Genomic DNA, 13,921 nt, shown 5'->3' on the forward strand with positions numbered 1-13,921 from the left:
TCGAGGAGAGCGGCCGGAACATCGCGTCGACGGCGAGCGGAGGACCGAGCACGATCTGTCCGTTCGCGGCAGTGGCCCTGCTCAGCGCCTCAGGGGTGACGGCCCAGCCGGCCGGCTTCGGCCGGGACCGGTTCCGGCCGGCGTCCCGGAAGAAATCCTCCATGCCCGAGGGGGTGGCGATGGCGAGCATGTCCACGTTGTCGGAGCTGAAGCGGTACGCGTGCGGGATGCCGCGCGGCAGGAACGCGACGCCGCCGGCGGCGAGTTCGAACCGTCGGCCCTCGATCCAGACCAGTCCGCTGCCGCTCACCATGACGAAGATCTCGTCCTCGGCGGGGTGCACATGCACAGGGGACGCGCCTACTGCTTCGGCACCATCGATCCTGGACCCTGCTGCTCACCGACGACGTCTCCGAGGGCATACCGCCCGGCAGCGGAGGGCTGGCCGCGCACAACGAGTACCTCGTGCCGGACGTGGACACGTTCGCGGACCTCGCGCGCACGGGCCGTACCGTCGGGATCCTCAGCCGCAGCGCCGGTGGCGACCCGAGCCGAAGTGCCCGCTTCCATAGCGGTTCTGCCGGTCATCGGTGCCCGGCATGAGTTGCGTGCCGTGTTCACGACGGACGGGGAGTGCTGAGGGGGGGCACTGACCATGTTCCGGCAGGCCGGCCGGGGCGCCGCCGGCGAGCCGGCTCGGCACCTTCTCGCCGCAACAGACGATCAGCCTGCGGAAGTCGCGCGGTTGCAACCCGCTGAACGGGGCTGTCCCATGCGGTTCCGGAGCCGTGGTCACACCAGCCATGTGAAGAGATCGTTCCGCACCTGTGGACCTCGGAAAGCCGCGAATCAGCCGCAGCGGCTCTCTCGTCGCTCCACGGAACCCACCTGCTCCATGCGCCGGATCTCCCGCTCCGCTGCTTCCAGGTGCCCGAGGTCGAGGGCCATCGCGGCACGCCCGGCGACGTAGAAGATGTCCTGCCGGGTCCGACAGTCCAGCCCCGGTCGGCGGCACAAAGCCAGGAACCGCACCTCGAGCCCGAGTTCGATGCGGCCCATCTCGTCCCGGACGCCGACCGAGAGTGCGGCGTGCCGGAGATCCTTGGCGTAGTCACGCGTCTGCCGGTCGGCCTCGTCGGGGCGGGCTTCCACGGGACGACAGGGATGATCGGCCCACTCCGTGTCAGCCCACCGGACGAGTTCGTCCAGGTGCTCCGAGGCGACCGCCAGATCCGGGGGCGAGGCGGAGAGGGCCGCGTCGGCGCCGGCAACCAGCTGGGCGAGACGGTGTCGCGCGTGGTCGTCCCCCGCCACGCACATCGCGATGAAGCCCGACAGCACGTCGAGCCGGCGCGACACCTCCACGCGCTGCCAGATCTCGTACAGTCCCGCCATCCACCGTTCCCTCTCCGCCGACGCGTCTCCGCGCCCCGAACCCTGTGCCGCGCCACCGCCAACAGGTCCAACGGCTTCAGTTGTCGTGGGTGCGCGGTCTGGTAGAGGTGGTCGTGAGTCGGTCGCCGAGTGCGCTTCTCCGGTACAGCACATGCCGTCCGTCACGTGTCCGGGTGACCAGTCCTGTGGAGTGCAGGACACCCAGGTGCTGGGAGACAGCGCTCGGGGTGACCCTGAGACGGCGGGCGAGTTCTACGGTGGGCAGCGGCTCTTCCAGGAGGCTGAGCAGTCTCGCGCGGGATGAACCGAGCAGAGAGACCAGGGCGGTTGTGTCGACGGTGGGCATCTCCGTGCCCCACAGCGTGGCTACGCCCCGGCTGGGGTAGACCAGGCTCGGCGGCTCGTCCGGGCTGACGGGGGGCGCGGGCTTGTGTGCGAACACGGACGGCAGGAGCAACAGCCCCCGGCCGGATGCCGCAACACGGTGGTTGCTGATCATCTTGTGGATGTGCAGCTCTCCGTCCTGCCAGCGCAGGTTCGGGTGCATGCCGGCGAACAGCTGTCGGGCGCCGCCCAGAGCGAGCCGACGGGCACGGTAGGTCATGTCGGCTTCCAGTACCAACCGCATCTGCGGCCATACCGGTTCGATGGCCAGCTCCCAGTACTGCCGCAGCAGATCGCAGATGGCGTCGCGGAGTCCGGCGACAGGTGCGTCTTCGGCGGCGGTGGCGTCGCGGAGGGCTTCGGGGACGGGGTCGGGTGCGTGTGCGAGCAGCAGGTCATGGCGGACTCGAGCGCAGGACGCCTGACGGACGACGGAGAGTTCTTCTTCGAAGGCGGGCGCGAAGCTCGCGGGATTCGGGGTCAGGAAGTCGGGGAGAGTGCGCCGCTGGGCGACCAGGGACATCAGCAGACCGGTGTCGAGCGTGCCGAGTCTGCCGAGTACGGACCTGCGCCAGGGCAGATGCAGCGCCGACAGGCCCGGATCCTGCAGCACCCGCAGGCTGAACAGGGTTTCGTGCAGGGGCGAGAGGGCGAATCGGGTGTCCGCGAGGTCCTCGACGCCGAGCACAAAGCTGATCATTAAGGCATACGCTACATCGATTGGCGACGCAGCGTCGATGCCGTGGACTTCCTCCCATGACACACACAGCTCATCTGCAGCACAGGGCGGCTGCCTCCGGTGGACCGCCGACGGTGCTGGTCGACGACGCCCGCATCGGCCCCCGTGCCGGCCTGGTGGGGATGACCACGCAGCAGTGGGGGACGGTGGTCCCGGGGACCAACCGCGGCGGCCCGTTCTTCGCCGCCCGGGCCGTCTGCCCGCGCATGGCGAAGGCGGGTCTGATCGGATTCACCGAGTCCCCGGCTCTCCAGTCCGGACCGTGTGGCATGACCGCGAACGCCATCGCGCCGGGATTCGTCTCCGGTCGGGTCATCTGCGCGGCGGGGGGCCGGTGGACTGAAGGATGAGCCGCCGGATGATCCTGATCCTGGCTGTCACGTGCGCCGTGGCGGTAGGCAACATCTACTTTCCGCAGGCCGTCGGTCCGCTGGTCGCCGCCGGGCTGCACGTGTCGCCTGATGCGGCCGCTTCGGTGGTGACCGCCACACAGGCCGGCTACACGGCCGGGATGGTCTTGCTGGTGCCGCTCGGCGACCGGTTCCCGCACCGCCCGTACCTCGTCGTCCTCCTTGCCCTGACCGGCCTGGCACTGACCGCGGCGGGTTGCGCACCGGGTCTGCCGGCCCTCATCGCCGCCAGCACCCTTGTCGGCCTGACCACCGTGGGTGCGCAGATCGTCGGCCCACTGGCAGCCGGTCTCGTGGCCGCCGACCGCCAAGGAGCGGTGATCGGGACCCTGTTGAGCGGATCGACCGGCGGCATGCTGCTGGCGCGGACCTTCAGCGCCACGCTCGGTGAGTGGCTGGGCTGGCGGGCCCCCTACCTGATCGCCGCCATCCTGGCCCTGATCCTCGCCACCGTCCTGGCCCTCGCGGTGCCGACCACAACCCCGCCCTCCCGCCGGCCGTACACAGCGCTTCTGGCCGAGCCGCTGCGCCTGCTGCGCACCGAGCCTGACCTGCGCCGCTCGTGCTTCTACCAGGCAGCCGTCTTCGCCGGGTTCTCCGCTGTCTGGACATGCCTGGCGCTCCTGCTCGCCGAACCGGCCTACGGACTGGGTGCCCAGGCGGTAGGGATGATCGCCCTGGTCGGGGCGGCGACCATGGTCTGCACCCCGCTCGCCGGCCGCCTGGTGGACCGCTACGGCCCCGATCCGGTGAACCTCGTCTGCCTGCTCGGCGTCCTCGTCTCAGCCGCGATCCTCACCATGGGTGCCCGGGGCGGCACGCTGGGACTGGTCGCCCTGACACTCGGCACGCTGCTCCTCGACACCACCATGCAGGCCGGCATGGTCGCCAACCAAGTCCGCGTCTACGCCCTGCGCATCGACGCCCGCAGCAGACTCAACACCGCCTACATGACCTGCGCCTACCTGGGCGGCAGCGCAGGTTCCTGGCTCGGGGTACGCGTCTGGAGCCAGGCCGGCTGGTGCGGCGTGTGCGTGCTCGTCGCGCTGCTCGCCGCACTCGCCCTGGCCCGCCACCTCCTGGCGCCGTACAAGTTCGAGAAGAGCCCGGCCGGGAGGCGTGTGGCGAATACGGATGGCCGCGACCACCGCCCTGGTGCCGGCGGAAGCGATCAGGCCGCGTACAGCGTCTCCGTTCCTCGGCCTCGCCGTCGTCCGACTCGTCGTGAGCGTGGGGATCACGCAACGGGCGCGGGCCGGGCGCCGCGGGCCAGGTGAAGGCATAGCGGCCGTTGAAGTTCAGGTGGTTGCACCGAACAGCGGGGGAGAGCTGGGCGAGCAGCTCGTCGGGGACGGGAAAGCCGTCGGTGGCGAGCTGGTTTCAGGTGATGGCCGAGTCGCCGTGATCGATGGGCTCGCTCAGTAGTTCGCTCGCCGCCCGATGGACCTTCGTCAGGGCGTTCAAGAGGGATTCGCGTTCGGCCTCGGTGAGATCCGCGGTGACCTTTTCCTCGATCAACCGCCGTTCCGCCTCGATCGGTTTCCGCAGCGCACGCCCCGCGTCAGTGAGCCAGCGGATGTTCAGTGGTTCCGACAGCGCTCCGGCGCACTCCTTGTTCGACGGAGCGGGCAGGTCCGAGCCCCGACTTCCGGCCGTGGCAGAACAGTCGACGCCGTGCGGCGGCGGCCTGGTCGACCGGGTCAGGACGTCCGCCTGGTCCCCTTGCCGGACGAGGTGCAGGCGAACCAGGTCTGCGTCTCGTCTGCGGACAGGACACGGGCCACCTCGACCGTGCCCGGGAGCATCGGGAAGAACCGGTCGGCGTTCCAACTGCGCGGGTACGCCGGCTCGTCCAGCACGAGCAGGCGGCGCCCCTCCACAACGGGGATGTCGTCAGGCAGCCCCTCGTTCCAGATCCGCTCCCCGTCCGGAGCGAGCAGTTCGAAGGCCCCGGTCGAGACGATCCCGGTGCGCCCCCGGGGCCGGTTCGGGGTCCGTGGCCAGACGGACGCTCTCCGCCGACGGTGCGGTGCCGGGCACGTGTCCGCCGCCGATGAGAACGTGGGCGAGCAGCGTGTGCAACTGGAAGTTGTCCCCGATGCCGCCGATGCGCACCTCGAACCCGGTCCCAGTGGGCCGGTGCAGCACCACCAGGGGCTCGTCGTCCAAGATCGCCAAGGCGTAGGCCAGGCACATGAGGTCGTGCCGCTCCAGCGCCGCCAGGTCGCGGCAGGCGGGGAGGAGCGCGGATGCGTATCGGCGGCGCACCTCAGCGCTGCGGCACAGCACGGCCAGCGCGGGCGGCTGCCACTCCTCGACCGAGCACCAGGCGAGCGCCAGCCGCAGAGCCTCGTGTGCCTCGTCGCCGAGTCGGGCCGTCAGCGCGTCGTCGATGACCTCCGTGTCGGGTTCAGGCAGTTCATCCTCGGGGCCGCCGGTCGCGGTCCAGAGGCGGGCGAACTCCAGGGCGTCGAGCAGGTCCTGGTGGGTGCCGTCGAGGATCGGCTCCGCACAGGCCGCCGGGTCGGCACCGCGTTCCACGCAGAAGCCGGCCGCCGTCGCCAGCATCGGCCGCGGGCCGGTGGGCGGAAAGGCGGGAAGCAGCGCGGCCAACCGGGGCCCCACCGCTATGCATTCGGTCTCCGTCGTCGACTGCAGACTACTCGTCGCCGTCTTGAAGGCCCGCTCGGTGCGGGCGCCGTCGCGAGCGGCCACTGCCTGCTCCAGCTCGGACACGGCGGCGGCCAGGTCCGACGCCTTCTGCTTCCTTCTGAAGATCACCGACTCATCCTGACGAGCCGCATTTCTTCGGTAGCTCGGCCTTGGCCACGGGCGTGGCGATGGCTCGTCTACGCGGTACGCGGCAGGCCACCATGCGGCGCGCGTTGACCGGGGGTCAGGCCCCGGTCCCGTCGTGGTGCGGTGCGCGGTCCGCCGGACCGGCGATCCGCACAAGTCCCTTCTCGGCTTCCTGGGCGATCCACCGAGGGCGGAGCCGGGAGCTGACTTCCACGGCGCGCCTGTAGTGTTCGCTTGCCTGCGTGAGGTCGCCGGCCTGCTCTGCGCACATGGCGACGTGAACCAGGCTCCAGCCGGTCAGAGACTCGTTGTGACCGGCCAGGCCGTTGTGGACGGCGGCTTCGTAGTGCTCCCGCTCCTGGTCGGCATCCCCCTCGGCATGCGCCATCTTGGCCATCTGGTGGTGGATCCAGCCTGCCGCTGTGTGGCACCGATGGACGTCTGCTACGGACAGGGCCCGCCGGAAGAAGTCCTTGGCGGTCGACACGTCGCCGTGTTCTCGCCGGTCCACGCCGAAGTTGTACAGGGACCAAGTCTTCAGAAGCATGTCACCTGTCTCGTCGGCGATGCGATCGGCGCGGGTGAAGAACCTCAGCGCCATCGCGAAGTCCCCGGCTCTCCAACGGCAGGAGCCGAGGCCGTCCCAGGCCCAGCCCTCCTGCCGTCTGGCGCGGTGCTCTATGGCGAGATCGAGAGCCGACCAGTAGCGCTCTTCGGCCTGTTCGGGCGCGCCTGCGTCACGTTCCTCGGTCGCCTGGTCGATCAGATCCTGGATCTCAGCCGGCCCTGCAGCGATGTTCGGGGGGCGTCCGGCGGTTTCTCCCACGGTGGCTGCCGCGGCGGACACGGTGCGGCTGTCGTCGTCCGCCAGGAGCCGGAGTTGCTCCGCCGCGCGGGCGCGGACCGTCACGTTGCCGATACGGTACAGGTGGGCGAGTTGCTCCACACCCCCGAGCCGCTGCGTCGCCAATGGACTCTGCAGCGCGTTCTGGAGCTGCGCGGGAAGGGCCCAGTTGACGTTCTGAGCGATGACGGTACGGCCCTCGATGTTCTCCTGCTTCTTGGGCCGCTGCTGCGGCATCTCGGCGACGACCTTGCCATGGACGTAGGCATACAGCTCGTCGAGGGTGATGTCGCCGTCGTCGTCGAGGTCGGCGCTGCCGTCGCGCAGCCCTTGCACCAGGTGCTTGGTGAAGACCGAGCGAGGGGCGCTGCCGTGCAGCCGGTCGCCCTCGAAGGCGTGCTGGGCTGCGTCGGAGGCGGTCAGCACGGTACGGCCTTGGCCCTGGAACCGCTCCAGCGCGTGCACGTCGGTGTCGCCCTTGGCGAGCCGGCCTGCAGGGAAGGCGCCGCTGTAACAGCAGTCGAGGATCAGCACCTGCCGGCGCGACATGCAGGCGGTCATGGCCTGGTCGATCTGCTCGGCGGGCAGGGAGGTGAACGTGCGGTTGGCGAGGCGGGTGTTGACCGTGGCCAGGTGGAGGCGGCCGTCGTCGTCCTTGAGGCCATGCCCGGTGAAGTACAGCAGGGTGAGGTCGTCGTGGCTGCGGGCACGGAAGAAATCGCCGATGGCCGACCCGACCTCGTGGTGCGGTCTGTTGACGAGGGTCGTCACCTCGAACCCGGCGATGTCCGGGTCGCGCAGGACTTCGGCCAGTGCCTCGGCGTCGTGGCCGGGCGCGGTCAGCTGGTGCAGCCCTTCGTCCTCGTAGGCACAGGTGGCGATCAACAGGGCGAACCGGCCTCCCACGACTACTCCCCACCCGCGCCGTGACGGCGCACGAACGCGTCGATCAGCTGCTGCCGTTCTTCGGGAGTCGGCGCAGGCAGATCCAGTGTGTCGCCGTCGAGGGTGATCGAGACACGATTTCGGCCGACCTGCCGCCCGAGCCAGTCCTGCACCAGTCCGATCAGCGAGGTGAGCACGCCGCCCGGAACGCTCAGCGCCAGGACGACCGCCCCCGCGGTGACCCCCTTCGAGCCCTCACGCGGGGCGCCGTCGGCCACGGCCTGCAACGTGTGGAGGTCGAGCCCGCGCAACTCGGCCAGCAGCCTCCTCGCCAGCCGTTCCCTCTCCTCTGCGCTCGCAGCGCTGTCCGGCACCACACTCAGCAGGACGTCCATGATTCGCACCCCCGATGGACCGCGGAGCCCCTTTCTCCACGGCGTAGATGCCAGTGTGGCGAGTGGGCTGCTTTCCGGGGGCGGATTCAGGAAAGCCCGCGATCGCGGCCCTGCTCGCGCGCGGCGCGTCGGCGACGCCGGCGCCGACGGACATGCGGTGGCCGCACGACTCGCTGATCACACCCTGCGCCTTGCAACACCTCATGAAACGCATTTCGTCGGTCGGCCCCGCCTGCTCCGGTGTGCCGCGGTGTGCTCGTCGGACTTGGCAACGGACGCGTTCGGCACCGAGCCGATGCACCGCACGCCCTGGCCGCGAGCGGCGGAACGCGGTTCACCGGCCGGTGGGGCTGTCGGCGCGATCCGACGAGGGCCACACGTACGGCAGGTCGTCGCTCACCCCGGAAAACAGGCCGGCGTACACGTCATGGTCCTTGCGGACGAGTACCGAACGGTGGCTCTCGTGGAACGACTCGTCGCCGAGCCAGGGCGGGAGCTCCCCGGCGGCCGCGAGTTCCGCCTGGTCACGGACCTGGGCGCCGGGACGGTACGCGGCGAGGTCGGCGACCAGGGAGGCGGCGCAGCTGTCCTGGTGTCCCTGCTCCCGCCAGACCCGGCAGATCTCCAGGCCGTAGCGTACGAGCGCCTCCTCGTAACCGGTCCACATCCGTACGGCCGGGTGGCGGCGCCATCCGTAGCCGGGGACGGTCAGGCCGCGGAGGACCTGCAGTGCCTCGACGCGCTGCTTGCCCAGTCGGCGCCGGTCCAGCAGGAGCGCCGTCTGCCGGAAGTCGGGGTCGGGCAGAAACGTCTGCATCACTCACCGGTCCGTCTCCTGCGCGGCACGGACGGCGTGTGGAGGTCCGACCTGCTGCCGGTCTCGGCGCCGCACATCCGGTACGGCGGGTCCTGGAGGAGGACCGTCCACCGTACGGTCCGCAACCTCGGGTGATCACGGAGGCGGCGACTCGACCTGGCCGCTGTCCGCCTCGACCGCCATCCTTGCGTCCTTCGTATTCTCCGCGTGCCTCGTGGTCTCCGCCAACGCGGGCCCCTTTCCTCTCCGAGGCGTCCCCTCGCCTCGCGCAGTCGAACGGGGATGGGCGAGGTCCGCATGCCAGAGGTCCGGCCGGCCGTCACGGGGGCGGCGGGCCGGACCTCTGGGCCGGGTGTCAGTCCACTCTGCCGGCGGTCAGTTGGTGTAAACGGCCGGGGAGCCGCTGACGCTGCTGTCGACGACCGGCGCGTAGGCGGCCGTGAAGTATCCGCTTGCCGCGCACAGGGACGATCCGGACGCCTTGGTGAAGGCCTGGTTGGTGAAGGTCAGGCTGTTGCCGGTGTTGGAGCTCACCGCGGAAAGACCGGACGCCCGGTAGACACAGTTGACGGTGCCCAGCAGGGTGGAGAGGACCACCGTGGTCTGGATGGTGCTGCCCGAGGCCGGGGTCACTGTCACGGCGCCGCCCGAGGCGGCTGACGTGGTGTAGGGCAGGTTGTTGACGGTGACGCTCTGCACGCCGGTGACGCCGAGGACGTTGCTGGTGCAGCCGCTGAAGGTCTGGGAGGTCGCGGACTCGGTCGCGGTGCCCGGGGCGGCGGGGTTCGACGTCACCGTGGCGGACAGCGACGAGCCGGTGCAGGTGATGCCGCTGGAGCCGCCGCTGGCCGTGGCGAGGGTGGCCTTGGTGCCGCTCGCCAGTGACGCGGTGAGTACGTCACCCACGGAGACCGCGCTGCCGCCGGCGCTGCCGTAGGTGAGAACGGAGCCGGCCGCCGATACCGAGGCGGCCGGAAGGAAGGTCAGGGCGGACAGAGCGGCGGTGACGGCTAAGGCGGAGACACCGATTCTGCGCATGCGGGAGTCCTCTTTCGGGCGTGCGGGTGGTATGAGGAAGGGGCGCCCGTCCGGGACATGGAGAAGGACGGGCGGCCCGGGCATGGCGGTCCTGGGTGGCGGACTGCCGGACCGGTGCGCGTTGCTGATGGCTGACCCGGCGTCAGGGACGCCGGGGCACTTGTTGGCGCCTTGCGGGTGCGTGACACTGACGGCTCCAGCAGGTCGTCCACCGCAGGTCCGCGTGAGAAGAAAACCTGTGAAGGTTGTAAACCTGACGAGTATTCAACGTCAAGGCATGACACGTGACGTCGTGAGAAGGGGCCTGGAATGGCAGCAGGTTCGCCGGTGCCGCCTCCGCTGGTGTTGCCCGGTACCCGCAAGGGGCGCGACCCGGAGCGCTCGCTGCGGCGGGGTCCGCGCCGTACCTCGCCCGAGGCCGTCGCCGCCAACCAACGGGACCGGCTGCTCGACGGGTTCGTCCGCACCGTCGCCCAGGTCGGCTACGCCGGCACCCGGGTCAGCGACATCTGCCAGGCCGCCGGCGTGACCAGGCCGGTCTTCTACGAGCTCTTCAAGGGGAAGGAGGACGCCTTCCTCGCCGCTCACCACCACGGCACCTCCCTGGTTTTCGCCGCGATGGAGGAAGCCCGTGCCCAGGCCCGTGACTGGCCGGGGCAGGTGCGCGCCGGCCTCGGCGCACTGCTGGTGATCCTCGCCGAGGCACCCGCGTTCGCGGCGATGGCGATCGTCGAGATCGACGCGGTGGGCCCCGCCGGACGAGAGGCCCGCGAACACCTGCTGACCCGCTTCCGGGACTACTTCACCGACCTGCCCGACCTGGTACTCCCCATCCCGGAGGAGGAGTTGGTCGACACGGTGGTCGGTGGTGTGTACTCCGCGATCTACCGCCGCATAGCCACCGGCCGGACCGCCGAACTGCCCGCACTGCTGCCGGGCCTGGCCTTCTCCGTGCTCGCCCCGTTCCTGGGCCCGGAACGTGCCGCCGCCTGCCTGGCCGCCCCGCCCCCTGCCACGGGCCCCCTACCGACCTGCCTGAACCCGGAGCCCTGAGCCGGACACACCCGCGGCGACCGAGCCGCCGAGCGGCCCGGCCGGCACCGCTGGGCACCGGAGGAACCCAGCACTAGAGGAACGGCGTCCCGGCGTCGAGCCCTGACAGCACCCTGCCGTACAACTCCAGGTTGGCGGCGGGATGGACGAACGAATGCAGGTTCAGGGCGTTGAGGTCCCGCACGATCCGCTGGATCGGCACCTCCCGGTGCAGGGACGAGGCACCCGAAGCGGACCCGACCAGGTCCGCGGCCTCCTTGCACAACCGCGCCAGATACCCGCACTGCGCCCTGATCCGGGACCGCTCCAAGGTCGTGTAGGGCTCTCCGTCGGTCACCCGGGATTCGATCAGCCCCACGAAGTCGGCGGCGAGCAGTTCCGCGGAGGAGACCTTCATCGCGGCCTCGGCGAACTGGAGATGCGTCACCGGGGCCTCGTGCTGGCGCTCGTAGAAGGTGTAGGTGATCCCGCGCTGATGGATGCGCTCGCTGAATTCCGTCAGAGCCGCCCGTGCCAGACCGAGGGCGTTCGCGGCCGTCCAGGCGCAGAACAGCAGCAGCACCGGCATGTGGTAGAAGGGGTCGGTGCCGGCGCGCTGCGACGGGAACGAGCCCGCCAGCAACGGCCCGACCGGCAGTACGCGATGGGCGGGTACGTGCACCTCCTGCGCGACGACGGTGTTGCTGCCGCTCCCGGCCAGGCCGGAGACGTTCCAGTCGTCCAGGACCTTGAGATCGGTCATGGGGATCGCCAGCCACAGCATCTCCGGCGGCCCCTGTCCGGTGTCGGCCGACGCGGTCAGCAGATGCCAGTCGGCATCCTGACAGCCGGTTGCAAAGGGGGACTTCCCGCTCACCACGTAACCACCGTCCGCCGCAACGGCCTTCGAGCCAGGGATGAGCGTGCCACCCACCCGCACATCGGGATGGGTGAAGATCTCGTCCTGTGCCTTGTCGGGGAACAGGGCCGCGATGAACGCGCACCCGGCCTGGATCAACGCCATGAACCCGGCCGACCCGCACGCGGTGGAGACCTCGCTCAGCGCGTCGACCTGCGTCCGCAGCGAGCTCTGGTAACCCCCATGGCGGCGGGGGACGTTCATACGGTGGATCCCGGCGCCCGCGAGAGCCTCGACGACCTCCTCGGCGACTCGCCCTTGCCGCTCCGCACGCAGGGCGTGCGAGCGGATGAGGGGTTGGAGTGCGCGTACGCGTTCGACGAGATCGGTGTCCGAGCGAGGTGCAGACGAACCGGCCAAGTGACGACCTCCGCTCTCGGGGCCCAACAGGAACTCTCTCTCGGGGCCCAACAGGAACCCTCACCGTCGCGCCGATCCCGTCCACTGTCAACGCACCCTCAGCGCAAGGTAGTTGATCCACCCGCCCGGGAGTGCGGGGCGGAGCCGGTGCCGGTCCGGCGTACCGGCACCCGCTTCGGCGGGGCGGGCTGTTACCGGTGCGTGTCCCGAGGTTAATTTCTGCGCCCGACGGGTTGGCGGAGAGTCGTCCGCTGGTTATCGTTCACGGACTTCACTCAATCGTTCCACTGAACGAATAGCGAGAGAGACGGTCGGTCCATGCCCGACACCCACCTCCCGGGGCGCCGCTCGATGCTCGCCGCGGGCGCGGCCGCCGCGGCCTCGCTCGGCGCGTCCTGGCTGCTCACCGGCTGTACGGGGGCAGCCGCCGCCCCCGGCCTGACGGCTGCCGCCCCGACGGGCGCCCCCGACCCCGGCGGCACCCTGCGCGTCGCCCGGCCCCCGGCCTCCGACGCCGAGACCCTCGATCCGGCGAGCTCCCTGTCGGCCTACGAATACCTCGGCGCCCTCTACAACCGGCTGGTCCGCGTCGGCGCGGACGGCGAACTCGCCCCCGACCTGGCCGAGTCCTGGGAGTCCGACACCAGGGCCCGCACCTGGACCTTCCGGCTGCGCAAGGGCGTCACCTTCCACGACGGCCGCGCCTTCACCTCCGTCGACGCCGCGTACACGCTCCGCCACATCCTCGACAAGACGACCGCCTCACCCCAGGCCGCCGTCCTTGCCCCGCTCGTCGACCCGAACACCCTGCGCACGCCCGACGCCCACACCCTCGTCGTCCCGCTGAAGACCCCGAACGCCGAGTTCCCGAGCCTGCTGACGCACTACAACTGCTACGTCGTCCCGGACGGCAGCGCGAAGGGCATCGGCCGCACCGGCATCGGCACCGGCCCCTTCACGCTGGAGTCCTTCGCCCCGGCGGGCCCCGGCCGGGTCACCGCGAGCAAGGACCACTGGGCCGGCCGCCCGGTCCTCGACGCCATCGCCTTCTACTCGGTCGCCGACATGTCCGCCCGCGCCAACGCCCTCCTCGCCGGCCAGGTGGACCTGCTCTCCCAGACCAACCTCGACTTCGCCACCGCCCGCGTCGTCGCCGCCTCCGAACGAGCCACCGTCGCCCGGGTGAAGGACGCGCAGTGGTACGTGCTGCCGATGCTCACCACCGAGAAGCCCTTCACCGACGTCCGCGTCCGCCAGGCGATGAAACTCGCCTACGACCCCGAGCACGTCGTGAAGGCGGCGCTCCAGGGCGCGGGCACCGCCGGCTGGGACAACCCCGTACCGCCGAGCGACCCCGCCCACCTCGCCGCCCACCCCGCGCACGACCCCGAGCGGGCCCGCCACCTCCTCAAGAAGGCCGGATACGAGGGCCTGGCCGTCGACCTCTACACCTCCTCCTACGACCCGCTGTTCACGCCGATGGCCCTCGCCTACCAGGAATCCGCCAAGCGGGCCGGCATCCGGATCCGGGTGAAGACGGCCGCCGCGGACTCGTACTACACGCAGATCTGGATGAAGAAGCCGCTGATGGCCACCTACTGGTTCACCGGCCGGCCGGTCGACCAGCTCTTCACCCAGATCTTCCGCAGCGGCTCCCCCTACAACGAGACCGCCTGGTCCGACAAGGAGTTCGACGCCGTCCTGGACCGGGCCCGCGCCGAGACCGACGACACGAAGCGCCGTGAACTGTACGGCGAGGCACAGACACTGGTGATCGAACGGGGCGGGGCGATGACCCCGATGTTCGCCGACCGGCTCGTCGGCATCTCCCGCAAGGTCCGCGGCTACGCCGAGCACGGCTTCGAGTTCGACTACCTCACCATCGGTGTGAAGGGGGCCTGAGC

The 13,921-nt window shown here is 70.5% G+C and carries 14 protein-coding genes and 1 pseudogene; 4 read left to right on the forward strand and 11 right to left on the reverse strand.

Annotated features, from left to right (window positions below; genetic code table 11):
- Positions 1–199: 199 nt before the first annotated feature.
- The 3 genes and pseudogenes from ACZ4UV_RS50850 to ACZ4UV_RS50860 all read right to left on the reverse strand — a co-directional run.
- Positions 200–349: pseudogene (locus ACZ4UV_RS50850) on the reverse strand (cupin domain-containing protein); the annotation flags it as partial.
- A gap of 500 nt (positions 350–849) precedes the next feature.
- Positions 850–1,395 (reverse strand): hypothetical protein, encoded by a 546-nt coding sequence (locus ACZ4UV_RS50855; RefSeq protein ID WP_467849743.1) that lies wholly within the window; start codon positions 1,393–1,395, stop codon positions 850–852.
- 76 nt (positions 1,396–1,471) lie between these two features.
- Entirely contained in the window at positions 1,472–2,479 is a 1,008-nt protein-coding gene (locus ACZ4UV_RS50860; RefSeq protein ID WP_451016634.1) for an ArsR/SmtB family transcription factor, read from the reverse strand.
- A gap of 56 nt (positions 2,480–2,535) precedes the next feature.
- Between ACZ4UV_RS50860 and ACZ4UV_RS50865 the strand changes: the two genes are divergently transcribed.
- Together ACZ4UV_RS50865 and ACZ4UV_RS50870 are read left to right on the forward strand one after the other, a co-directional pair.
- Positions 2,536–2,868, forward strand: a complete 333-nt coding sequence (locus ACZ4UV_RS50865; RefSeq protein ID WP_451016633.1) for a Rossmann-fold NAD(P)-binding domain-containing protein — start codon at positions 2,536–2,538, stop codon at positions 2,866–2,868.
- A gap of 8 nt (positions 2,869–2,876) precedes the next feature.
- Entirely contained in the window at positions 2,877–4,205 is a 1,329-nt protein-coding gene (locus ACZ4UV_RS50870) for an MFS transporter (protein WP_467849757.1), read from the forward strand.
- Between the two features lie 103 nt (positions 4,206–4,308).
- Here the strand turns inward: ACZ4UV_RS50870 and ACZ4UV_RS50875 are convergent, their stop codons facing one another.
- The 7 genes from ACZ4UV_RS50875 to ACZ4UV_RS50905 all read right to left on the reverse strand — a co-directional run bounded on the left by ACZ4UV_RS50875 (position 4,309) and on the right by ACZ4UV_RS50905 (position 9,706).
- The gene (locus ACZ4UV_RS50875) at positions 4,309–4,446 is read right to left on the reverse strand and encodes a hypothetical protein (protein ID WP_467849761.1); all 138 of its coding nucleotides are present in this window, start codon (positions 4,444–4,446) and stop codon (positions 4,309–4,311) included.
- Positions 4,447–4,628: 182 nt separating this feature from the next.
- Positions 4,629–4,808 (reverse strand): hypothetical protein, encoded by a 180-nt coding sequence (locus ACZ4UV_RS50880; protein WP_467849766.1) that lies wholly within the window; start codon positions 4,806–4,808, stop codon positions 4,629–4,631.
- Between the two features lie 13 nt (positions 4,809–4,821).
- Positions 4,822–5,709: a hypothetical protein gene (locus tag ACZ4UV_RS50885; protein WP_467849770.1), complete on the reverse strand. Its 888-nt coding sequence runs from the start codon at positions 5,707–5,709 to the stop codon at positions 4,822–4,824.
- A gap of 115 nt (positions 5,710–5,824) precedes the next feature.
- Entirely contained in the window at positions 5,825–7,477 is a 1,653-nt protein-coding gene (locus ACZ4UV_RS50890) for a caspase, EACC1-associated type (protein WP_467849775.1), read from the reverse strand.
- A gap of 2 nt (positions 7,478–7,479) precedes the next feature.
- Positions 7,480–7,851, reverse strand: coding sequence for an effector-associated constant component EACC1 (locus ACZ4UV_RS50895; protein ID WP_390044591.1), 372 nt, complete (start codon positions 7,849–7,851; stop codon positions 7,480–7,482).
- Between the two features lie 334 nt (positions 7,852–8,185).
- On the reverse strand, positions 8,186–8,668 hold the full coding sequence (locus tag ACZ4UV_RS50900; RefSeq protein ID WP_451016628.1) for an MSMEG_6728 family protein: 483 nt from the start codon (positions 8,666–8,668) through the stop codon (positions 8,186–8,188).
- Between the two features lie 375 nt (positions 8,669–9,043).
- Positions 9,044–9,706 (reverse strand): Tat pathway signal sequence domain protein, encoded by a 663-nt coding sequence (locus ACZ4UV_RS50905; protein ID WP_451016627.1) that lies wholly within the window; start codon positions 9,704–9,706, stop codon positions 9,044–9,046.
- A 309-nt stretch (positions 9,707–10,015) separates the two neighbouring features.
- On the opposite strand from ACZ4UV_RS50905, the gene ACZ4UV_RS50910 reads away from it, so the two are divergent.
- Positions 10,016–10,759 carry a TetR/AcrR family transcriptional regulator gene (locus tag ACZ4UV_RS50910; protein WP_467849789.1) on the forward strand — a complete coding sequence of 248 codons (744 nt, stop codon included), beginning with the start codon at positions 10,016–10,018 and terminating at the stop codon, positions 10,757–10,759.
- A gap of 73 nt (positions 10,760–10,832) precedes the next feature.
- Here ACZ4UV_RS50910 and ACZ4UV_RS50915 read toward each other — a convergent pair whose 3' ends face one another.
- Positions 10,833–12,017, reverse strand: coding sequence for an acyl-CoA dehydrogenase family protein (locus ACZ4UV_RS50915; RefSeq protein WP_451016626.1), 1,185 nt, complete (start codon positions 12,015–12,017; stop codon positions 10,833–10,835).
- Positions 12,018–12,335: 318 nt separating this feature from the next.
- Between ACZ4UV_RS50915 and ACZ4UV_RS50920 the strand changes: the two genes are divergently transcribed.
- Positions 12,336–13,919 (forward strand): ABC transporter substrate-binding protein, encoded by a 1,584-nt coding sequence (locus ACZ4UV_RS50920; protein ID WP_467849801.1) that lies wholly within the window; start codon positions 12,336–12,338, stop codon positions 13,917–13,919.
- The last annotated feature ends 2 nt before the right edge of the window (positions 13,920–13,921 follow it).

It is taken from the genome of Streptomyces sp. NPDC028289 (genome assembly GCF_055565975.1).

Bases quoted from the DNA above. Each gene is read 5' to 3' on its own strand.
- ACZ4UV_RS50895 (WP_390044591.1), bottom strand. From the start codon at position 7,851: ATGGACGTCCTGCTGAGTGTGGTGCCGGACAGCGCTGCGAGCGCAGAG.
- ACZ4UV_RS50910 (WP_467849789.1), top strand. From the start codon at position 10,016: ATGGCAGCAGGTTCGCCGGTGCCGCCTCCGCTGGTGTTGCCCGGTACC.
- ACZ4UV_RS50855 (WP_467849743.1), bottom strand. From the start codon at position 1,395: ATGGCGGGACTGTACGAGATCTGGCAGCGCGTGGAGGTGTCGCGCCGG.
- ACZ4UV_RS50905 (WP_451016627.1), bottom strand. From the start codon at position 9,706: ATGCGCAGAATCGGTGTCTCCGCCTTAGCCGTCACCGCCGCTCTGTCC.
- ACZ4UV_RS50900 (WP_451016628.1), bottom strand. From the start codon at position 8,668: ATGCAGACGTTTCTGCCCGACCCCGACTTCCGGCAGACGGCGCTCCTG.
- ACZ4UV_RS50860 (WP_451016634.1), bottom strand. From the start codon at position 2,479: ATGATCAGCTTTGTGCTCGGCGTCGAGGACCTCGCGGACACCCGATTC.
- ACZ4UV_RS50865 (WP_451016633.1), top strand. From the start codon at position 2,536: ATGACACACACAGCTCATCTGCAGCACAGGGCGGCTGCCTCCGGTGGA.
- ACZ4UV_RS50870 (WP_467849757.1), top strand. From the start codon at position 2,877: ATGATCCTGATCCTGGCTGTCACGTGCGCCGTGGCGGTAGGCAACATC.
- ACZ4UV_RS50920 (WP_467849801.1), top strand. From the start codon at position 12,336: ATGCCCGACACCCACCTCCCGGGGCGCCGCTCGATGCTCGCCGCGGGC.